The sequence below is a fragment of the Shewanella sp. Isolate11 genome (genome assembly GCF_022398315.1).
Classification (GTDB): domain Bacteria; phylum Pseudomonadota; class Gammaproteobacteria; order Enterobacterales; family Shewanellaceae; genus Shewanella.
This window is the reverse complement of the sequence record NZ_JAKEVF010000004.1, coordinates 343,233-363,559: the sequence shown is the minus strand read 5'-3', so window position 1 is coordinate 363,559 and position 20,327 is coordinate 343,233. Positions and strand designations below refer to the sequence as shown.

Genomic DNA, 20,327 nt, shown 5'->3' with positions numbered 1-20,327 from the left:
TTTCTATTTTATCCTGAAATGGAAAAATTCATAACTACAACTTAAAAGAATCGAATTCAAGTATGCATAATTTTGTTAAAGGCGCCGCTGTTGCCTTGTTATCACTGGCTTTATCGGCCTGCAGTAGTAGCCCAGAAGATGATACACTGGCGAAAACATCACCTGAAGTCTTGTATACACAAGCAAGAACTTCGATGGAACTGGGCAATTACAGTAAAGCCGTCCGTTCTTTAGAAGCCTTAGATTCCCGCTATCCTTTCGGAGCCCATAAAACTCAGGTTCAACTTGACCTGATTTACGCCTACTACAAGCTTGATGATTCAGCCTCTGGTATCGCGAACATCGACCGCTTTATTCGCCTAAATCCGACTCATAAAGATATCGACTACGTCTATTATATGCGTGGCTTAGTGAACATGCAGTCTGATAACTATATGTTCCACGATGTATTAGGTATCGACAGAACAGATAGGGATCCGAAGGCGGCACAAGATGCCTTTAATGATTTTGCCCGATTGGTAAAGTCCTATCCTAACAGCAAATACGCTGCCGATGCGCAAAAACGTATGCAATATTTGAAAAATCGCCTGGCTAAATACTCCATTACCGTTGCGGAGTATTATATCAAGATGAATGCTTGGAGTGCAGCAGCCGTTAGAGCACAATCGGTAATGGAGTCATATCCTGATACTCCATCGACCGAAAAAGCCCTAGAGATCATGGCAACCGCTTACGAAGAGCTAGGTCAGCAAAAACTAAAGGATCATGTATTATTGGTGATGAAAGCTAACTTCCCCGATAATGACCTATTGCAATAATATTAACAATTAGCTTTGAAATGAACCCCGTTTTAACGGGGTTTTTATTGTCTGCGACAAAATCACCTATTTGAGTCCAATAGGTGATTTTAAATTCATTTCGAATAAATCTTATTCAAACAGCTCTACTTGAGCACTATTTTTCAAAAATTAGTTGACTCAAATGCGCAAAAGCCTTTTAATGCACCCCGTTGCCCGAATAGCTCAGTCGGTAGAGCAGAGGATTGAAAATCCTCGTGTCCCTGGTTCGATTCCGGGTTCGGGCACCATATTCAATGAGATGCTTACAGCTTCTCAACAAAAAAACCTCGCTTAGCGAGGTTTTTTTGTATCTGCTATTCCTTTCCACATATTGTTCAATTATCACCCGTATATAGCCTACGGATACGAAGTAAATCATTGCAAATGCTTAACGTTATCCCCCTAGCAATAAACAACAAAAAGCACCTAATAAGGTGCCTTTGATAAATCATAAACCCCAACCCAAAGCGTTTTAGCTAACTGAATCTTGTCTTTTCGATAATTTCGATAAACGGCTCAAAAGTGCCATTGTCAGTAAAGGCATAACAATCATCACTAGCGCATCTTTTATGCCAACCTTCATGGTGAACCCTTCATTCATTTCGGGGTACTGCAACGCAGTCACTAAGGTAAATATACCAATAGGCAACCCCGCCAGCAGACTCAGTCCATAGACTTTTTCATTGATAAACTTAACGATGATGACTACGGTCACTATTGCAGCAGCAAACACCCCAATAGCATGAGGAATACCAAGCTTTAGCAAAGCGATCATGCTTGGTCCCTCAACAGAAATATCGATAAAAGGTAAAAACAAACGATAAGTAAGTGGTATCAAGAAAAAAATGAGCAAGGTATACACACAAGGTAAGGTAAAAATAAGTAACAGTTTTTTAGTGGTCATTGATGTCCCTTAATGAACAAGCCTATTTACATTTTGGCAACATAACATATGCGAGCAGCAAATTCACCACTAAGCACTTAAATGACTTAGCAGTGGAATAAACTTAATTCTCATTATTTTTTATTTTGCTTTAAACCTTTTTCGTACCAAGGCATGTCTAATTAAATAATAACCACACAGGGAAACAACATTGAGTGTATTGCGACCGCCGCAGAGTGAACTAAGACACTTTGATAGCTTACTGATCACACAAGCTAAACAAGGTGATAAAGCCGCGTTTCATGAGCTATATAAGCTACATCATCGCCGAGTTTATGCTCTGTGTTTTAGATTGGCAGGGCAACCAGATTTAGCCGAGGAAGCCACTCAAGAGACCTTTGTGCGTTTATGGCAAAAGCTGCCTTTATTTGATGGACAAAGTCAATTTAGTACCTGGCTTCACAGCCTGACAGTAAACCAAGCATTGACCACCATCAAGAAGCAGAAAAGCTTTTGGGCCAGAATGATACCAGCGGAGCACGCAGCCGAAACCGGTGGCACCGACCTGCACTACGAAGTGTTAGATAAACTGTTACTGCGACTGCCTGAACGAGCCCGCATGGTATTTGTCCTGTTTGCCTTAGAGGGCTATCAGCATGACGAAATCGCTAGACGGCTTAATATCGCACCAGGCACCAGCAAGGCCCAATATCATAGAGCTAAGCAACTGCTACAGGAGATGATCTGATGACAACAAAATCTGAACAGCTGGATTGTCTGATCGCTAATACCACAAAAGAGATCACGCCTGAGCGAGATCTATGGCAGCAAATAGAACGTCGCTTGGATGCGCCTTTGGCGAAAAAAAACCACTACTGGAAGCCAGTTGCTATCGCTAGCCTGTTAGTGCTGTCTTTAGTGGTAGGACAAAAATTCGTAACGACTCAGCCCGAAGTCGTACCGTCAAACGAACTACTGTTAACCCTTGCGTCAATCAAAGCGCAGCATCAGCAGCAAGTAGAACTACTGCAAACTCAAGCAGTCAGGGTCAACTGGCAAAGTAGCCCTTATGGTCAGCCCGTTGAGCAAGGTATCGAACAATTAAGATCAGCAGCAGAGCTGATTTATCAGTCATTACAACTAAATCCAACTGACAAACAGCTTTGGCAATTGTGGCTTTGGACGCAACAAAGAGAGATAGATTTAGTCAAACAGGGACAACAGCTCCCAGTCAATCATAAACAAAAGGGAGACGTAATATGAACCTCTATCACAAGCTAGCTATCATTCCACTGCTTTTGCTCAGCCAGTTTGCTCTGGCTGCCGAACAGGTTGATAAAACCATCAGCAGCCCAGATAACCTCAGACTAAAAGTGACGGTACAGCGCGGTGAGGTCAAACTACTGCCTTGGGATAAGAGTGAGATTCAGGTAAGCGGGACTTTAGATGAGCTCAGCCAAGGGCTCAACTTAATGCAAAATGGCAATGCGGTGATCCTTGAAGACAAGATGCCACGTAGCTACTCCGGTAATAATAGCCAAGGTTCCGATTTAACCATTATGGTGCCTAAGTCGCTTAAACTTTATGCGGAAGGGGTTTCTGCCAATTATCAACTCCGCGGACTCCAAGGCGACATTAATATTCAATCAGTCAGCGGCGAGATTAAGGCCTCCACCCTAGTCGATAATGTCACCATTCATACGGTTTCAGGCGACATTAACACCGAGGCGCTCAAGGGCAAACTCGAACTAGAAAGCGTTTCTGGTTCTATTCAAGATAACCACAGTATCGGCAGTGTTAGCTATAAGCTGGTTAGTGGAAACTTAACAGCTAACAGCCATGCTAAAGAGGTCGCCATCGAAGTCGTGTCGGGTGATGCTAAAATCGAGTTAAATGAAGTCAGTAGCTTAAAAGGCCAGAGTGTCAGCGGTGACCTAGACGTATCACTTAATCGCCTGACCTCTAAAATCAACCTCGACAGTGTTAGCGGTGATATCGAACTGACCCTACCCGCTGATCTAAATGCCAATATCAATATAAATGGTGGCCCAGGTGGTGATATCAATAACAACTTAACGTCTGATAAGCCTAAGAAAGGTAAGTACTCACCCACGAGTAGCTTACAATTTCAAATGGGTAATGGCAGCGCAGAAGTCAATCTCGGTACCATTAGCGGTGAGATTGAGCTAAAAAAGATTAAGTAACTTTGCTCGGCTTAATTGCTAATCCTAAAATAGGTACGAAAAAGCCAGTGGTATTATCCACTGGCTTTTTGATGCTCATCTCAGGCCATTTCTCATAGGTAATAGCCTAGAAGTGCAACTTACTCCATGCCGTGGCAATCAGCACATTCGGCCATAGTTAAATCTGGCGTATGCAATTCCATATCAACAGTATGAGCATCAGCCATACCATGACAATCGTTACAGGTCGCTAATGTTGCTTCAGCATCTTTATGCATCGCTTGGTCGATTGTTTCATGACAATCACTGCAATCTACAGCAGCAACCGAAGCGGCGAATAATAGTGAAGATAACAGCACAACAAACTTCTTCATAAAAACTCCTAATATTGGGTCTTTAACCCGTAAAAGCTAAATTTATATCGATGATTTACATACGACTTCGAGCCAGTAGTAAATCTCGCATAATTTCTTATTTTCGCCACTCTACATCCAAAAACCTTAAATGAAACTTAAAATTAAAAACTGATACTAATAAATGTCGATTGCATCAAAATAATAATCAAGAGTTTGTGAACTCGCTCAAATTCACAGCATCACACCACAGGCTTCAAAACCAAAAAGCCTGCCATCATTGGCAGCCTTTAAATAGCTAACGTTTTCAACAAAACTGACTGAATATTCGCTCAGTTTAGAATGAGGTACGCTTATAACGACGGTATTCTGCAGTCCAGAAGTTATCTTCGATAGCTTGGCGTAATAGATCGTCGCTACAAGGTAAAGCATGCCCCTGCTCTACCGCCACTTTAGCCACGGCAAACGCGATATGCTTACTCACTTCATGAATATACTCTAATGCCGGTAACAATGAACCTTCACCCTCTTTGGCTAAAGGTGAACACTCAGCCAAAGCACGACTCGATGCCATTAACATCTCATCACTCACTCGCTTCGCACCAGAGGCTAACACCCCTAAACCAATACCAGGGAAGATATAACTGTTGTTGCACTGGGCGATTTCAAAAGTCTTATCATCTAGCACCACTGGCTCGAAAGGACTCCCGGTCGCCACCAAGGCTTCGCCTTTGGTCCAATGTAGAATATCTTTTGGCGTCGCTTCGACTCGGCTTGTTGGATTAGACAGCGGGAAAATAATCGGACGCGCACAATGAGTGTGCATCGCCTTAATGATCTCTTCACTGAATAAGCCAGGCGCACCGGATACACCAATCAATACCGTTGGCTTAGCGTTATTCATTACATCAAGCAGTGAGATATTTTCGTGGTCGCTGTTCCAGGCTTCAACTTCAGACGCTTTCTGAGCCAATTTATGCTGGAACGCGAGCAAGTTAGGCATGTTATCTTGCAGCAAGCCCCAGCGATCGACCATAAACACTTGCTGACGTGCTTGTTCATCGGTGATCCCTTCAGAAACCATCTGCGCAATAATGGCTTCGGCAATACCGCAACCGGCACTACCGGCACCTAAGAAGGCAACGCGTTGCTCACTTAGTTTGCTATTCGCCGCTTTACATGCCGCTAAAAGCGAACCAACGGTAACAGCTGCAGTCCCCTGAATGTCATCATTAAAGCAGCAGTATTTGTCTTTGTATCGCTCCAGTAATGGCATGGCATTTTTTTGCGCAAAATCTTCAAACTGAATTAACGCATCTGGCCAACGTCGGTGAACGGCTTCCAAGAACGCTTCAACGAATTCGGCATACTCTTCACCGCCAATACGCTTATTACGCCAGCCCATATACATAGGGTCTTCCAGCAGATGCGGATTATCGGTACCCACGTCGAGAGTAATAGGCAGGGTATAAGCAGGACTGATACCGCCACAGCTGGTATATAACGACAACTTACCGATAGGGATCCCCATGCCGCCAATACCTTGGTCGCCCAAGCCCAAAATACGCTCGCCATCGGTCACCACGATGATCTTTACCTTATGGCGAGTCGAGTTGTTGAGCATATCATCGATACGATCTTTATTCGGGTAAGAGATAAACAAGCCACGGTTACGACGATAGTTTTTAGAAAAACGCTCACAAGCCAAGCCCACGGTTGGGGTATAGATGATAGGCATCATCTCGGTAATGTGATTTTGCACCAAACGATAAAATAGTGTCTCGTTAGTATCTTGAATGTTTCTTAAATAGATATGCTTATCGAGATCATTGGTGAAGTTTTTGAATTGATCGTAGGCACGAGATGCCTGCTCCTCAATGGTCTCAATCACTTGAGGCAGCAAACCTTCAAGATTAAAAAAGATCCGTTCCTCTTCGGTAAAGGCACTGCCTTTGTTAATTAACGGAGCCTCGAGAATGGCGGGTCCAGCAAAAGGAAGATAGAGCGGGCGTTTGTTATCGTCCATTGGAAACCTTTATATTTTTAAGCGTAAAAGTGCTGTTCGATTTAATGGGGCTAAGATTATCACAAAGTGTGATCTTTGTTGTCTTTTTCAAAAGGATTTTTTGATTATTTTAAAGACAATTATCTAATACCAATCAGTATAAAAGTGTGATTGCTCAGCGAGAATTTAGCACCTCTAAGGCAAGCTCTTTAATTGCTCCTGCATTAAAGACATTCACAACATCCCTGTTGATTGCCCTTAATTGCTCCTGCATTAAAGCCATTCACAACATCCCTGTTGATTGCCCTTAATTGCTCCTGCATTAAAGATATTCACAACATCCCTGTTGATCGCAACGAGTGAAGCGCATTGTTGTTCTACGGTAAACTTGTTAGCACAGCATCAGACACAAAAAAGCACAGCCTATGCTGTGCTTCTATCTCATACTATAGAGAGACTATTTGCCGCGATATTTAATGGATAATCCACTCAGGAAATTACGTAAAACCTGATCGCCACACTCTTTAAAATGTTTATGGCCAGGTTTTCTGAACAAGGCGCCTAATTCCGATTTGCTCATATTGAAGTCTGCCAGCGCTAAGGTATTGATAATATCCTCTTCACGCATCTCAAGGGCAACTCTAAGCTTTTTAAAAATCAGGTTATTATTCAGCTGTGACACAGGCTCTGGGATCTCAGCGCCCTCTTTCAAACCGCGCTTTTCAATAATAAGCCCATCTAAAAAACGACAAAGGGTTTTATCGTTACACGGCTTGTACCCTTCTTCCGCCTCTTTCTTGAGCATATCAAGTAACTCTTCCTGAGGCATCTCGTGTTTGACCTTGGCAAAAATTTTAATCATCTTGGCATTTTTGTAGTCAAATACAAAACGTAGGCGGCGTAAAATATCGTTATTTATCATAGTGAAATATCTTTATCTCTAAAACAGCGCGGCTGCGCTATCATCATTGCGACATTATAAACGAGTTTTCACTTCGCCTTGAGATTATTTTTCCAGTATCAAGGCCTCTCCAGTATCAGAGCATTTCGCAGCGCATGGCGTAGCTTATCGTGTAGACCAAAGACCTTATCTTTGTCATCCAGCGGCCAAGAGGCATTTTCCAACACCACCAAATAAGTATCGAACTCGGGATAACTCAGACTCAAGGACTGATAACCCGACAAATAACCAGAATGACTGTATTCGTTAAGCTCCTGCCGATTTACCTGTACTCCATAGCCGTAATACAGCTGAGGCCAGCGATGAGGTCGCAATATCCTTGGTGTGGTCATCATCTGATATTGCACCGCAGGCAGCAAGTTACCACTATGCAGAGCGCGAAGATAAGTTAACAGACCCAGAGCTGAACCCGTCATGCCGCCCCCAGGTAGCAGGTTCATCTGAACCTCATAATTCATTGGCTCACCACTGCTTATCTCAATTCCCTTTAGCAACCCCGTCTGCTCGCCTAATTGTGCGGTGATTCCATTTATACCGTGACGCTTAAGAAAATGAGTAACCAATGAGGTAAAGGGTTGCTGATATACCGCCTCAAGCACCTGTGCTAGCACCTGATAACCTAAATTCGAATATTGAAAATCACTGCCTGGTGTAAAACGATTCGGCTTGCCGCTAGGCGCTATCCCCGAGCTATGACTAAGCAGTTGATCTAAGGTGATCCTTTCATCATAGCCAGCTAATCCTGCTTGGCGAAGATAAGGGGTAATTTTATCATCCAAACTAAACTTAGCGTCGGCAACTGCCTGCATCACCAAAGCGGCAGTAATCATCTTGCTCTGCGAAGCCAGCATAAAACGGCTGTCGAGCGTCGGGACTAATGCTCCTTGATAAGCATTAGTGTTGAGGTAGCTGATCTTGCCGCCCTGCATCAGAGCCACTAAGCCATAAAAAGGGCGCTCATTAGTAGCAATAATCTCATCGAAAATACCGCTAAGCCCAACTTGTTGCTTTTGAGTCACCTCGACGCCTAGGGCCGCTGTTGTTGGATTTGTTTCGGCGAATACTGGCTGACTCGAACTGAACAGAAAAACCAGTAGACAGAGGCATATCAATCTTGGGTTGTTTGTCATCCTTGTTTTACTCATTGAGTTAACCGAACCATTTCCAGTAAATAAATAACGCTGCAAACCCTAATAGATAAACCATACCCACCCAAGATAGCAGGCGCATTCCTAAACCATAGCGATCTGTGACTGCCAAGTTGTCACTGGTCATCAGCCGATAATTAAGCCAAGCAAAAATCACTGTGGTTAAAAAGGCCAAAGTCATCACAAACTCTAATAGCGGCAATAATGCACCTTTAAAAAATAGAATAATTCCTAAGCCTAATATGCAGACAGCAAGCATGATTAAACTCAGATTTCGACTGCTAACGTCCTCTGTTCTCTGAGTCAATAACTGCCAGCCGAGTGCTAAGGTTCGACTATACCCATCGATAACAGTAACCGTAGTACTAAAGATACACAGCAAGGCCACAAGGCCTATCAAATATCGGCTTTCATTACCTAAAACCTGGCCATAGAGTCGAATGAGCTGGTCGGCAAACTTAACTCCCGAAGCAGAAAAAGCCTCGCCACTGCCATGCATTACCAGTGCGCCTAATGCCAAGAACACCACGGCTAGCAATGCCGTGACGCCATAACCTAAATTGAAATCAAATAGCATCTGCGATTGACTGAGTGGTTGTTGCTTACTTTTTTCCAGTAGCCATAGTGAATTCCATGAACTGATCTCAATCGGCGCTGGCATCCAGCCCATCATGGCCACAAGAAAACCGACATGAGCCCAATCCCAAGGTGACGCACTCACTAGCGGTTTATCAACAATCGAAGTCACATTGAAAGCCAGCGCAACAGCCATCAAGGTGCTAATAGTCAGCACTAACATGATCACCTTGGTGACTTTATCTAATAACTGATAATGACCCAGTATCAGCAACATAAGGCTAGACAGTAGAACTATCATTGCCAATAAGTCGATCCCCAAAGGGATAAACTGGCTTAACATCGCAGCGGTTAACATGGCGACACCAGCTGTACTGGCAATGGCGCCGATGGCATTAAGTAGCGTAAACAACCACAGATAGCCCCGTCCCTGACGTTGATAGCCATGAAGCAAGCTTTCTCCCGTCGCAGCCGTATAGCGCGCTCCAGCCACAAAGAAGGGATATTTAAGCAGATTTACCGCCAAAATCACCCAAGCCAGTTGCCAGCCAAACTCGGCTCCGGCACGAGTTGATGCCACCAAGTGAGAGGCACCTATCGCAGCGGCGGCAACCAAAATCCCCGGCCCTAGTGATTTAACAGTTTGATTTAACCTGGTGAAAACCGTCTCTTTAACGGTCATTTGCATCATCGCCATACTCATTCCCTACTGTGGCTTAGATGCTAAAGCGGCTTCGATACGTGATAGTGTCGCCGCTATCTCTTGTAAGTAAACCAGGTTGGCATCTTGCTCTGGGTCACTTTGGCTTGCTTGGCTGTATTTCTCTGCCAGTACACTTTTTTGACTCAGCACCCTAGCGCGAAACTGCTCGACCTCATCGACACCGATCAGACTGATTAATGCTCCAGCACCTGACTGCCCCGCAGTTTCTATGGTCAGCTTATGCAAGCCTAACATCCGCATAATAGGACCTTGAATTAATGCCATATCGGTAATTTTATCGAGAGGAACCGTATTTTCAGTTCGAGTGAAAATACCTTTACGAACAATCAACTTCTGAGTGGTTAACTCGGCACTCATATTATCGATATACCGTTGAGTCACCCATTTTCCAAGTGGGAACCAGATCAACAGCAATGGAATACCAATAATGCTCACACACAGCCCAACCGCTCCTGATAGCAACCAATAACGACCTAAGTTTTCACTAAATTTTGCCTGTAATAACAACTTATCTTGCATCTTATTCTCCATGGCAAAATTTGCCTTGAATCCCCCAAACGGATCTAACTTATCACGGCCTAATTAATAAACAAATCATGAGTTTGTCACTAGGGTCTACTGCTCTTTAATAATGATTTTTGCAATAGCGTCATAAGTCAGTCGATTGATGACTTGTTAACTAGCTTAAAAATCGCATAGGCTAGCCAAAGCAAGTTGATAAACAGGCAAACAGGGCACAATCAACAACACTTCACCTAAGTTAGAGGATAAGGAAAACCTATGGTCACTTTATACGGCACGCCAAAAAGCCGCGCACTGCGTGTATCTTGGTTATTAGAAGAACTAGCAATCGATTGGCAATTTAATTTTATCAATTTCTCGAAAGGCGATAATCGCAGCGAGTCATTTTTAGCCTTAAATCCCAGTGGCAAAATCCCCGTGATCACCGATGATGATCTGCTCATGACGGAGTCAGCCGCCATCTGTAGCTATCTAGCTGAAAGATATGGTCAAGGAAAATTCCTCCCAGAGGCAGGAACCCACGTCTCGGCTCAACATCACCAATGGATTAGCTTTATAATCACCGAGCTTGAACAACCACTTTGGACCATGGGCAAACACAGATTTGCTTTACCAGAAGCGCAGCGCCAAGAGGTAATGCTCAGTGTGGCACAGTGGGAGTTTGATAAGGCAGCCGCATTAGCCGAAGCCATGTTACCCGACTCGCCATTTGTGTTAGGTGATGAGATTTCGGTAGCCGATATTCTGCTGGCACATACCTTGATATGGGCAACCATGTTTAAACAAAGCCTGCCACCAAAACTCACGGCCTACCGAGATAGACTGCAAGCTCGCCCTGCTTTAGCTCAAGCATTGCAAAAAACTGAAGCGATAGCGGCGGCTAACTAATACTTCAGCTAATAAAAAAGGAAGCCAGAGGCTTCCTTTTTTATTGAATCTCATCGACATTAAAGCTGAGTCGCAGCCCATTTAGCACGGCTCTCACGGCTCTCTTTCAAACCTTCCTTCTCTCGGTAGGCTTTATAAGCTTCAACATCTAACGCCACCAAGGTCACATCCACCTCGAGTACTAATTTACACTCTTTCTTAATTCGCCACGCTGCGGTGTTATACAGCTCAGTCAAGGGGAGTGCACTGAGGAACTCAGGGTTATATTGGGTGTAAACCACTTGGGTAGGATAGACCACAAAGCTCAGACGACGCTTTGGCTCTTTTTTAAATAACTCTTCGATACCATCGCAAGTATTCAGTACCTGCATCTCTATGGTTTCATCCAGTTCCAGCAACTTTTTAGCCGCTAAGCCAGACACCTCTAGTTCACCCGCTTCCCAGGCCAATACTTGCTCTTCCGTCGCCTTTGAAAGTTCGGCAACTTGAGCCGCACTTAGGCCTAACGAATGGCGCAGATATTTAATCTCTATTGCGTTTAATTCTGCTTGTTTCGACATCTTGATTTCCAAATTTAATTAATAATTTAAGCCTGTATCTGAGCAGCTAGGTTAGCTTGGGATCCAAACCTCTTCGGCCCATTGCCAAAACGACTCCCAGCTCTCATCGCTCAATTCACCCTGCTGCCACAGCAGCACCTCACCCTCTTGGGAGATACAATAAAAGTCGTCACCTTGTTGGCAAATGGCAATGTATTCGCGCGGCAGGCCAATAGACCAAGCATAGGAGGTCACTTCGGGTAAATAGGTATGAGAAAACGGATCGCTGGCCGTGACGGGTTCTAATCTGCCATGGATAACATCGCTGGCAAACAGTAAATACTCTTTCAATTCCGACGGGAGCGGGATGAGGATCTGTTCTTCAACATCTACCAGCTGGTCGAAACTAGGTAACTCTAGCGGCACAGGAACGGTTTCACTGAGTTCCTGTAGCTGCTCAATAAGATCATGCATTTGAGTTCGCTTATTATGAGGCTAATGGCGGCAAGTATAATCGCTTTAGATTAAATTTGTTAACTCAATTTATTTTTGCAGCCACTGCTAAACCAAACCTTAAGCGGCGATCAATCGGGCATTATCAATCCGTTTATAATTGAGCCAGGCCTTATGGTACAGCTTGTGAGATTGCTGGCGCAGCTGAGTAATTTTAGCGACTTCGAATGGCAATAGCGCTCTTTGTTGCTGTTTTGCCTCCGCCTCAATGTTTTGCACCATCTCGTAAACTTGATGCTCTGCACCACTTTTTATCTCGGCGATGCTTTTTAGATGCAGCTGAACTTCTGCAATCATCTGAGTTTGTGGCAGTTTGACCAATAAATTCAAATCACGATAACCGGAGGCTTTGGGCTCGGCAAATCGGTTTTTCACTTGCACTATAACCCCTTTATCTTTGAGTGTTTCAAAGGCCGTCATCAAGCTGTAGATATTATCGGTGACTATGCTGGCTCTGGCCAAATCGGTTAGCTGGCTCGCGTCGCCGTTAAATTTATTAACGACTTTCTGTTTTGCTCTTTGAGCCGATTTTATCGCGGGAATAATGAGCTGATAATGTGGGGAATCAGCTATCGATGCTAATAACTGAGCTAATTCTGTTTGCGCAGCATCCGCTTGAGCATAAAGATGGTCAAAATCAGCACTGGCTTGACGAATCACGATAGCGCTGGAACTAGGAATAGCATAGAGGCCGTGGAGTTCTTTGGAGAAGGCCTGCTTGAAGGCAACATTACTACGAGATTCATTAATCTCGATGTTGTTATCATAACTTGCTGCAAAACCACTTCGAGTCGACAGCAATAAAAGAAAAATAAAGAAAGTGCGAAATAATCTATTCATAACCATCCTCGGTCTGTCTCCCACCCTTATGTATTCAATCTAGTCTCGATTGGCTTAACCCCGGCTGAACAACAAATGAAACATAGTTAATCTTTAAATAGGCAATAAAAAAGAGCGCCAAGGCGCTCTTTTAAAAGGATTAAATGGCTATTACCAAATCTTCACACGCTTGTCTGGCGCAATATACATTGCATCGCCAGGCTTAACGTCAAACGTGGTATAGAACTGCGGCATATTCGACAGAGAACCAATAGCGCGGAACTTAGCTGGTGAATGTGGGTCCGTCGCTACGCGGTTACGCATCGCTTCCTCTTTCATGTTCGCGCGCCATACTTGCGCGAAACCGTAGAAGAAACGTTGATCGCCAGTTAGACCATCGATCACAGGCGCTTCTTGACCATTAAGCGACTTCTTATACGCTTTATAAGCAATAGTTACACCTGAAAGGTCACCAATGTTTTCGCCTAACGTCAGACTGCCGTTAACGTGTAGATCGTCATACACATAATAACCATTGTATTGATTCACTAACGCTGCAGTACGCTCAGAGAACTCTTTTAGATCTTGCTCTGTCCACCAATCACGTAGGTTACCTTCGCCGTCAAATTTAGCGCCTTGGTCATCAAAACCATGACCCATTTCATGACCAATTACCGCGCCAATACCACCGTAATTTACCGCATCATCAGCCGCCATGTTGAAGAATGGAGGTTGAAGGATAGCCGCAGGGAATACGATTTCGTTCATGGTTGGGTTGTAGTAAGCATTCACGGTTTGTGGCGTCATTAACCACTCCCACTTGCGAATTGGGCCGCCTAATTTTTCAAGTTGCTGCTCATGGCTAAATTCATTAGCACGAATTTCGTTACCGACAAGATCATCACCGGTAATGGTTAGCTTGCTGTAATCTTTCCATTTATCTGGGTAGCCAATTTTTGGAGTGAACTTAGCAAGTTTGTCTTTAGCGGCTAACTTAGTTTCAGCGCCCATCCAGTCTAGACCGTCGATGCTATCGCCATAAGCTTCACGCAGGTTCTCAACCAAGACTTGCATGCGATCTTTCGCTTCTGGTGTAAAGTGACGCTTAACGTAGACTTTACCAACCACTTCACCTAATACCGAGTTAACCGTTGACACACCACGCTTCCAACGCGGCTCAGGCTCAGCTTGACCATTTAGCGTCTTAGAGAAAAACTCAAAATTCTCACGATCAAGATCTGAGCTTAATACGCTGGCAAAATGAGTCAGGGTTTGCCAAGTCATATAAGTTTTCCAAGTCGCTAAGTCGTTCGCTTTTAGCACTTCGCCAAAACCTTCGATAAAGCTAGGTTGGTTGATAATAATATCTTCCTGCTTATCGGCACCCAGTACTTTCAAGTAGCCAGCCCAATTCACATCTGGTGCAAGTTTGCTAAGCTCGGCAACTTTATAAAGATTATAAGTCTTGGTACTGTCACGAGTTTCAACCACATTCCAATGACGGTTCGCGATGGCGGTTTCGAGTGCCAATATCTTCTCGGCACTGGCCTTAGCATTAGGCAATCCCGCTAAGGTGAACATTTTTTCGATATGTTCAACGAAGGCTTTACGGATCTTCACGAAACGCTCAGCATCATTAAAGTAGTAATCTTTTTCTGGCAGGCTTAGGCCATATTGCCAAATATGTGTGGCATAACGACTTGAGTTTTTAGAGTCTACATCGATATAAAACGCAAACGGTGTACCACCACCGATGATCTGGCTATGAGCAAAATACTCAACCAATTCATCTTTATTCTTGAGGCCGGCAATCTTATCTAACTCGCCTTGAATTGGTTTGATACCCAGACTATCAAGCGTGGTCGTGTCCATAAATGAACGATATAGATCGGCAACTTTCTGTTCGTCACTGCCTTGCACCAAGTTTGGTGTCGCAGCCACTTCTTCAATAATCGCTTTCACATCATCACGTGATTTATCACGTAAGTCATAAAACGCACCGACACTGGTTTTATCTGCAGGGATCTCAGTCTTTGCTATCCAAGCACCGTTTACGTATGAATAAAAATCATCTTGAGGACGAACGGACTTATCAAAATTTGCGAAATCGATACCAGACGTCAGCGCTTTGTTTACTGCAACAGCAGCTTCGGTCTTAGCCGTTTCTGGGCCTTTCACCTCGACATTGTCGCTGTTACACGCACTCAGCCCAGCGATTAAAGAGGCACACAAGCCCCCAATAAGAACTTTCTTCATTATGCATTCCTTCGTGATTGCTTATATTGTTTTAATTCGTTTACTTTTTAGTGGTAGAGCCAAATGATCAAAAAAGATCTAGCTTTCCATGTTAAGGCCACTTCACCAAAGTAAACAAGTGTATCGCGTAAATAGCTGCCGCGATCCGGCCATTGATCTGTAAGAAAAAATTTCCTACATCCCCATATACATTAGCAAGGCTGACAGAATCGGCCACACAGAGCTTTCGCTTTAATTTTTTTAGCCTCATAATGACGGCCTTTATCGTTTAGTTATCAGAGAACCACAGTGCGTTTAGACAAATATATCTGCGAGTCCACTTCACTAACCCGCTCATTAGCCAAGAAAGCATTACATCGGGGCGATGTAACCTGCGATGGAGCGGTAATTAAAGACTCCAGCTTTAAAGTCCAACCGCAACATCAAATTTGTCTAAACGGTGAGCCGATTGCGGTAATTGGCCCTCGGTTTATCATGTTAAATAAGCCTGTAAATACTATCAGTTCAACCATAGATGAAGATCACCCTTCGGTGCTCAGCCTGTTAGATCTAGCACGTAAAGATCAATTGCATATTGCAGGCAGACTCGATGTCGATACCACAGGACTCGTGCTCATCACTAGCGATGGTCAGTGGTCGCACAAAATCACATCTCCTAAAAAAGAGTGCGGTAAACGTTACCTAGTTGAACTGGCAGACCCCATCGACGATAAACTCATCAGCCAATTTAGCCAAGGGATAGCCTTAAAAAATGAACAAGATTTAACGAAGCCTGCCTTGCTGGAGATCATTGACAGTCACCATGCCAGACTGACCATCAGCGAAGGTAAGTATCATCAGGTAAAACGTATGTTTGCCGCTGTAGGCAATAAAGTGGTGGGATTACATCGAGAGTGTATCGGCCATATTGAACTCGACCCAGATTTAGCGCCAGGTGAATGGCGCTTCCTGACGGAGAAAGAGATCGCTTCTGTGTAAGGCTGCGAGCAAATACACAAAACAAAAAAGCCAGTCACAGCGACTGGCTTTGTTATATCTGGTTTTAATTTTTAACCCGCAATCACACTCTTAATGCTATTCAATAGTGCTCGGTCGGTACGGGCTTTCTTAAGTTTCTTGGCACTTTCTTTCAATGAGGCATCCGATAAGCGGGTAAAAATATTGTTGTACTCATTTTCATCAATCGCTTCATCACTATCTGCTAACTCAGCGATATCTTGCGCCACTCGGCTTAGCTGCAACCAAGCATTAGCAATGTAAAAACCATGAAAGTCGGCTTGAGGTAATAGCGCAGAAGCACTGGCAGGTAATGCTTGCCACTGGCTAGCAAATTTAGACTCTTTATCTTCCAGTAGTTCATTACATAGATTGGCATAGGCTTCCAACAGATTAGCCGGAACCTTATCCATTGGGATCACGCTATTACAAACGTTTAGCGCAACCTGTTCGGCACGCTGTTTATATTCAGGGGTTACCACAATTTCACTCCTAATATTGCCGTATTACAACTGGCCGTTAAAACTTACCACTAATTGCAACACCATAATTTCCACCACCAGCAATCGGTGTCACTGTGATGCCTTTGTACGGGTCCGTAAAATATAACCCAGATAAGACACCGATGGCGGCACCTGCAAGTACATCTTCAACATAATGTTGGTCACTTGCTACGCGGGTATAACTGACATAAGTCGCACCTATGTATGCTGGAATAGCCCACTTCCAACCATAACGCTGCTGTACGAAAGTCGCGGCGGCAAATGTATCAGCGGCATGTCCAGATGGAAATGAATCCATATCTGAACCGTCTGGGCGCTGTTTGTCGATACCGTATTTGAGCCCCTCAACCACCAAACGAGACACTACGCCGGTTTTAATCAATTGCCATGAACCTTGATAATCGTCTTCAACAATCAGGCTGGCTCCTAATGCCGTTGCGGGAAGCAACAGATGTAAAATATCACCCGACTTTTCCAATTGACCTTCGGCATTAGAACTGACACTAAAAAACAACAAAAAAGTTACAAATAAGGCTTTCACTGTAGACTCGTTGGTAGGATAAATAGAGACTGACGTTATACCTTTCAAGTTGACCAAAAGCAAAAATTGAATCAAAGGACTTAGTCAATAAAATTAAATTTTACTCAAATAGAGTTTAAACCTAATACCATTTCAGCATCATACGCTATAAAATCAATGCTCAAACCACTCGATATGTTATAGTTTGATTGTTACTCAGCAAGGTTAACTAGTTCTATAAATGATAAAAATAATTCTTCGACCTTGGTTTACACTGGCACTTATTTTAAGTTTTAGCGGACTCAGCAGTTTCGCGGCTTCTGCTGGTCCTGTCACCAGCATTCCCCAAAGCGTCGAGGAGATTTTTAACATCTTCGATAGCGGCCAAGTTCAAGATCCTAAGTCCATGCAAGCTATGCTGGATTATTTAAAGCAAAATATCACCATCGAGGATGAACAAAATTATCTTAAAGTCCAGCCCATTCTGTGTTGGAATCAATTCGATATATCTCAATCTCAAGGGATAGATGAAGCCATCGCTTTCGCTAACCAACAAATAGCGGCTCCTCAAGTTCCCAATTCAGCGGAAGCCACTCTCGATTTAAAACTCTGCCGTGCTTATATGATGCAGCTAAAAGGCGAAGTTGATGCCGCGTTGAAAGAATATAATGTATTGGTTAATCAAGCTTATACTATCGAATCTCCCAAACTTATCGCCGATATTCACTCACTAAGGGGCGCAATTTATTCGTTTCAAGGTAACTTTATCCTAGCGCTAAAAGATCTGATTGCGGCACAGAAGTTATATGAAGAACTCAAACTCGAATATTGGTCGTTACAAAACCTCACAGAATTAGCAACTAGCTATCGAAGGATGGGAGATCCACAGACAGCTATCACCTATTATAAGAAGCTCGAAGCTCAGTTTACTAAGCTTAATTATGCAGACAGTGCCAATTTAATGAATGTTCAAATAGCCTATGCATTAGAGGAGTTAGGAGAAAATGAGCAAGCATTAAAATACCATTTAATCAGTCATAAATACTGGCAAACTCACTCCCATAAAACAGATGCAGCTTATAGTGCAGTCAACATTGCAGGAACTTTAATTCAGCTTGGACGTATTGCAGAAGCCGATCACTATTTAGCGCAAGCAGAACAAGTGATCACTGCCGACGCAGACGAAATCTATAGCTTTATGAGGCTGTATCAAGCGCAATCGGTACTTGAAAAACTGGACTTTCAAACAACCCAAAAATACTTAGATGAAGCTAAAAATAGCTTTATATCTATTAATAATCTCCGTGGCTTAGAGATGCTATACCAAGTAAAAAGTCAGGCTTCTGCCATACAGCAAGATTGGCAACAAGCCTACCAAGCACAACAAGATTATATTGAAACACATAAAGTCTTGGATAAAAGCAGACAAAGTGTGAATGCGGCTCAGATGCGGACTCGCTATGACACAGAGCGTATCGAACGTGAAAACCAACAGTTATTAGAACTCCAAAAAGTCAAAGAAAATGAGTTGGTGATTTCAAATCAAAACCGCATATTGCAGTTAACTGTAATTATTCTTAGCTGCATCATCATGTTTTTCTTAGCTATTATTGCTTATAAACAAGCACAAAAATCGAAGAGCTTATCGATATTGGCATCAACTGATCATTTAACTCAGCTACCTAATCGTCGCTCCACTTATCATAAGGGTGAACAATACTTTGTATCTACCGACGCCGAAGATCAGCCATTGTCGTTGATTTTGTTTGATATCGACCACTTTAAGCAGGTCAATGACAAATACGGCCATGACATCGGGGATATCGCGCTAATTGAAATTGCCAAAGTCAGTAACAGCATGATGCGCAAACAAGACTTAGTTGGCCGGGTTGGCGGCGAGGAATTTCTCGCCATATTACCTGGTACCAATGCAGAACAAGCTATGAATATTGCCCAACGTCTGGTGAATACCATATACGAAAAAAACTTCGATAATGTCGCAGCGGATTTTAAACTAGCCATCAGCGCTGGTGTAGCCACCAAAGCAGAAGATAACAAATTTGCTGAACTTCTCAAACGTGCCGATGAAGCCCTGTATCAAGTAAAAACATCGGGCAGAAACGCCGCTAAACTAAGTGAAAAAAACCGGATTTAATCAGCCAGTTCGATATGCTCAATTTCATTAGGCTCATAATCATCCGGAATCCAAGCCTCGAATAATCTTGCTAATTCACCTTGTGACTCTAATTGCTGAAGTGCATTGTGCCACTGTCTAACAACTTTAGGATCCGTTCCTTTTGAAAAGGCCAGATACAAATCAATTTTTGCTAATTCATATACCGGTTTTATCTGCTCAACCCCAGCAGAAACGTCATCGAGTAAACTAACTACCGCTAAATCGGCCTGACACCAAAAACGAATACGCTTGTGCAATAACTGTTTCGCTGAATGTTGCGGCATACTTGCAACGGTTAAATGTTTAACGCCTGCATCAGTCAGCATTGATTGACCAATTGCACCACGGTAGACACCGACACTACCCAGTTCATCTAGCTGAGATAGATCTTCAATTTCAACATCGTCATCGGCATGAGCGTAGATGTTAATAGTGGCCGTAGCGATAGGACCGACAAAATCAAATAATCGACTACGCTCGGCATTATCTGACATGGGAAATAACATCACGTTCGGTTCAGAAGAAGCGATAGAATAAGCCCTAGCCCAAGGTAGAACTTCAATATCAGCATCTACATCCAGTTGATGCGCAAGTTGCTGTACCAGTTTCACCCCATATCCCTGAGGAACACCATGATCCTGAAAACTTATTGGCGCCCATTCTTCTGTGAGTATTCGTAGTGATGCATTAGCCTTACCTAAAGGAATGATAAGTAATAACAATAAAAAGCAAAGCGTTAAATATTTCAATTAATTTCATATTCCATAATTCATCGCCGACTCACTCAGGCGTTGGAAGTAACAATTTATTAACCTTTGTAACTCATTAGCGACACCTTATCTTGCCCATCATAATTAGTCCAAGGTTTTGTCTAATTGGCTTAACTGCTATGATGAGTTGGTTATCCACTTGCTACCAGCCTT

At 43.4% G+C, this 20,327-nt stretch carries 21 protein-coding genes and 1 tRNA gene; 8 read left to right on the top strand and 14 right to left on the bottom strand.

Translation table 11 applies throughout. From position 1 onward, the window contains the following. Positions 1–62: 62 nt before the first annotated feature. Together L1D21_RS12490 and L1D21_RS12485 are read left to right on the top strand one after the other, a co-directional pair. Entirely contained in the window at positions 63–818 is a 756-nt protein-coding gene (locus L1D21_RS12490; RefSeq protein WP_239845588.1) for an outer membrane protein assembly factor BamD, read from the top strand. Positions 819–1,011: 193 nt separating this feature from the next. Further along, positions 1,012–1,087, top strand: a tRNA-Phe gene (locus L1D21_RS12485). A gap of 224 nt (positions 1,088–1,311) precedes the next feature. Here the strand turns inward: L1D21_RS12485 and L1D21_RS12480 are convergent. Continuing rightward, the gene (locus tag L1D21_RS12480; protein WP_239845587.1) at positions 1,312–1,743 is read right to left on the bottom strand and encodes a hypothetical protein; all 432 of its coding nucleotides are present in this window, start codon (positions 1,741–1,743) and stop codon (positions 1,312–1,314) included. A 190-nt stretch (positions 1,744–1,933) separates the two neighbouring features. Between L1D21_RS12480 and L1D21_RS12475 the strand changes: the two genes are divergently transcribed. From L1D21_RS12475 to L1D21_RS12465, 3 genes are read left to right on the top strand one after another with little or no spacing between them, the layout of a single operon-like run. Further along, positions 1,934–2,470, top strand: coding sequence for an RNA polymerase sigma factor (locus tag L1D21_RS12475; protein WP_239845586.1), 537 nt, complete (start codon positions 1,934–1,936; stop codon positions 2,468–2,470). Further along, a complete protein-coding gene (locus L1D21_RS12470) occupies positions 2,470–2,985 on the top strand; it encodes a hypothetical protein (RefSeq protein ID WP_239845585.1) in 516 nt (171 codons plus the stop codon). Before L1D21_RS12475 ends, L1D21_RS12470 begins: the two co-directional genes overlap by 1 nt. Next, positions 2,982–3,926, top strand: coding sequence for a DUF4097 family beta strand repeat-containing protein (locus L1D21_RS12465; protein ID WP_239845584.1), 945 nt, complete (start codon positions 2,982–2,984; stop codon positions 3,924–3,926). The genes L1D21_RS12470 and L1D21_RS12465 overlap by 4 nt, the downstream gene beginning before the upstream one ends. 119 nt (positions 3,927–4,045) lie before the next feature. Here L1D21_RS12465 and L1D21_RS12460 read toward each other — a convergent pair whose 3' ends face one another. The 6 genes from L1D21_RS12460 to L1D21_RS12435 all read right to left on the bottom strand — a co-directional run bounded on the left by L1D21_RS12460 (position 4,046) and on the right by L1D21_RS12435 (position 10,191). Beyond that, the gene (locus L1D21_RS12460) at positions 4,046–4,279 is read right to left on the bottom strand and encodes a cytochrome c3 family protein (RefSeq protein WP_239845583.1); all 234 of its coding nucleotides are present in this window, start codon (positions 4,277–4,279) and stop codon (positions 4,046–4,048) included. A gap of 316 nt (positions 4,280–4,595) precedes the next feature. Further along, on the bottom strand, positions 4,596–6,284 hold the full coding sequence (locus L1D21_RS12455; protein WP_239845582.1) for an NAD-dependent malic enzyme: 1,689 nt from the start codon (positions 6,282–6,284) through the stop codon (positions 4,596–4,598). Between the two features lie 436 nt (positions 6,285–6,720). Then, positions 6,721–7,185: a DUF1456 family protein gene (locus L1D21_RS12450; RefSeq protein ID WP_239845581.1), complete on the bottom strand. Its 465-nt coding sequence runs from the start codon at positions 7,183–7,185 to the stop codon at positions 6,721–6,723. Positions 7,186–7,283: 98 nt separating this feature from the next. Further along, the gene (locus tag L1D21_RS12445; protein ID WP_239845580.1) at positions 7,284–8,369 is read right to left on the bottom strand and encodes a serine hydrolase domain-containing protein; all 1,086 of its coding nucleotides are present in this window, start codon (positions 8,367–8,369) and stop codon (positions 7,284–7,286) included. Positions 8,370–8,373: 4 nt separating this feature from the next. Then, positions 8,374–9,639 carry an Nramp family divalent metal transporter gene (locus tag L1D21_RS12440; RefSeq protein ID WP_239845608.1) on the bottom strand — a complete coding sequence of 422 codons (1,266 nt, stop codon included), beginning with the start codon at positions 9,637–9,639 and terminating at the stop codon, positions 8,374–8,376. Positions 9,640–9,654: 15 nt separating this feature from the next. Continuing rightward, on the bottom strand, positions 9,655–10,191 hold the full coding sequence (locus L1D21_RS12435; RefSeq protein WP_239845579.1) for a PH domain-containing protein: 537 nt from the start codon (positions 10,189–10,191) through the stop codon (positions 9,655–9,657). 261 nt (positions 10,192–10,452) lie between these two features. On the opposite strand from L1D21_RS12435, the gene L1D21_RS12430 reads away from it, so the two are divergent. Further along, positions 10,453–11,082: a glutathione S-transferase family protein gene (locus tag L1D21_RS12430; protein WP_239845578.1), complete on the top strand. Its 630-nt coding sequence runs from the start codon at positions 10,453–10,455 to the stop codon at positions 11,080–11,082. Positions 11,083–11,141: 59 nt separating this feature from the next. Here the strand turns inward: L1D21_RS12430 and L1D21_RS12425 are convergent, their stop codons facing one another. The 4 genes from L1D21_RS12425 to L1D21_RS12410 form a co-directional block, all read right to left on the bottom strand. After that, on the bottom strand, positions 11,142–11,642 hold the full coding sequence (locus L1D21_RS12425) for a DUF4447 family protein (RefSeq protein ID WP_239845577.1): 501 nt from the start codon (positions 11,640–11,642) through the stop codon (positions 11,142–11,144). Positions 11,643–11,693: 51 nt separating this feature from the next. Next, on the bottom strand, positions 11,694–12,095 hold the full coding sequence (locus tag L1D21_RS12420) for an SMI1/KNR4 family protein (protein WP_239845576.1): 402 nt from the start codon (positions 12,093–12,095) through the stop codon (positions 11,694–11,696). Positions 12,096–12,194: 99 nt separating this feature from the next. Then, on the bottom strand, positions 12,195–12,974 hold the full coding sequence (locus tag L1D21_RS12415; protein ID WP_239845575.1) for a RelA/SpoT domain-containing protein: 780 nt from the start codon (positions 12,972–12,974) through the stop codon (positions 12,195–12,197). A gap of 150 nt (positions 12,975–13,124) precedes the next feature. Continuing rightward, positions 13,125–15,209 (bottom strand): M13 family metallopeptidase, encoded by a 2,085-nt coding sequence (locus L1D21_RS12410; protein WP_239845574.1) that lies wholly within the window; start codon positions 15,207–15,209, stop codon positions 13,125–13,127. A 288-nt stretch (positions 15,210–15,497) separates the two neighbouring features. On the opposite strand from L1D21_RS12410, the gene rsuA reads away from it, so the two are divergent. Next, a complete protein-coding gene (gene rsuA / locus L1D21_RS12405) occupies positions 15,498–16,187 on the top strand; it encodes a 16S rRNA pseudouridine(516) synthase RsuA (RefSeq protein WP_239845573.1) in 690 nt (229 codons plus the stop codon). Positions 16,188–16,258: 71 nt separating this feature from the next. Here rsuA and L1D21_RS12400 read toward each other — a convergent pair whose 3' ends face one another. Together L1D21_RS12400 and L1D21_RS12395 are read right to left on the bottom strand one after the other, a co-directional pair. Further along, positions 16,259–16,690 (bottom strand): DUF3069 domain-containing protein, encoded by a 432-nt coding sequence (locus L1D21_RS12400; protein ID WP_239845607.1) that lies wholly within the window; start codon positions 16,688–16,690, stop codon positions 16,259–16,261. Between the two features lie 34 nt (positions 16,691–16,724). Beyond that, positions 16,725–17,225, bottom strand: a complete 501-nt coding sequence (locus tag L1D21_RS12395) for a phosphatase PAP2 family protein (protein ID WP_239845606.1) — start codon at positions 17,223–17,225, stop codon at positions 16,725–16,727. A gap of 244 nt (positions 17,226–17,469) precedes the next feature. Between L1D21_RS12395 and L1D21_RS12390 the strand changes: the two genes are divergently transcribed. Then, entirely contained in the window at positions 17,470–19,383 is a 1,914-nt protein-coding gene (locus L1D21_RS12390; RefSeq protein WP_239845572.1) for a diguanylate cyclase, read from the top strand. Here L1D21_RS12390 and L1D21_RS12385 read toward each other — a convergent pair. Further along, on the bottom strand, positions 19,380–20,153 hold the full coding sequence (locus tag L1D21_RS12385; RefSeq protein ID WP_239845571.1) for an ABC transporter substrate-binding protein: 774 nt from the start codon (positions 20,151–20,153) through the stop codon (positions 19,380–19,382). The two genes, L1D21_RS12390 and L1D21_RS12385, sit on opposite strands and share 4 nt — an antisense overlap. Positions 20,154–20,327 lie beyond the last annotated feature (174 nt).

Bases quoted from the DNA above. Each gene is read 5' to 3' on its own strand.
- L1D21_RS12490 (WP_239845588.1), top strand. From the start codon at position 63: ATGCATAATTTTGTTAAAGGCGCCGCTGTTGCCTTGTTATCACTGGCT.
- L1D21_RS12430 (WP_239845578.1), top strand. From the start codon at position 10,453: ATGGTCACTTTATACGGCACGCCAAAAAGCCGCGCACTGCGTGTATCT.
- L1D21_RS12480 (WP_239845587.1), bottom strand. From the start codon at position 1,743: ATGACCACTAAAAAACTGTTACTTATTTTTACCTTACCTTGTGTGTAT.
- L1D21_RS12420 (WP_239845576.1), bottom strand. From the start codon at position 12,095: ATGCATGATCTTATTGAGCAGCTACAGGAACTCAGTGAAACCGTTCCT.
- L1D21_RS12450 (WP_239845581.1), bottom strand. From the start codon at position 7,185: ATGATAAATAACGATATTTTACGCCGCCTACGTTTTGTATTTGACTAC.
- L1D21_RS12470 (WP_239845585.1), top strand. From the start codon at position 2,470: ATGACAACAAAATCTGAACAGCTGGATTGTCTGATCGCTAATACCACA.
- L1D21_RS12445 (WP_239845580.1), bottom strand. From the start codon at position 8,369: ATGAGTAAAACAAGGATGACAAACAACCCAAGATTGATATGCCTCTGT.
- L1D21_RS12440 (WP_239845608.1), bottom strand. From the start codon at position 9,639: ATGATGCAAATGACCGTTAAAGAGACGGTTTTCACCAGGTTAAATCAA.
- L1D21_RS12425 (WP_239845577.1), bottom strand. From the start codon at position 11,642: ATGTCGAAACAAGCAGAATTAAACGCAATAGAGATTAAATATCTGCGC.
- L1D21_RS12410 (WP_239845574.1), bottom strand. From the start codon at position 15,209: ATGAAGAAAGTTCTTATTGGGGGCTTGTGTGCCTCTTTAATCGCTGGG.
- L1D21_RS12390 (WP_239845572.1), top strand. From the start codon at position 17,470: ATGATAAAAATAATTCTTCGACCTTGGTTTACACTGGCACTTATTTTA.
- L1D21_RS12455 (WP_239845582.1), bottom strand. From the start codon at position 6,284: ATGGACGATAACAAACGCCCGCTCTATCTTCCTTTTGCTGGACCCGCC.
- L1D21_RS12465 (WP_239845584.1), top strand. From the start codon at position 2,982: ATGAACCTCTATCACAAGCTAGCTATCATTCCACTGCTTTTGCTCAGC.
- L1D21_RS12415 (WP_239845575.1), bottom strand. From the start codon at position 12,974: ATGAATAGATTATTTCGCACTTTCTTTATTTTTCTTTTATTGCTGTCG.
- L1D21_RS12435 (WP_239845579.1), bottom strand. From the start codon at position 10,191: ATGCAAGATAAGTTGTTATTACAGGCAAAATTTAGTGAAAACTTAGGT.
- L1D21_RS12460 (WP_239845583.1), bottom strand. From the start codon at position 4,279: ATGAAGAAGTTTGTTGTGCTGTTATCTTCACTATTATTCGCCGCTTCG.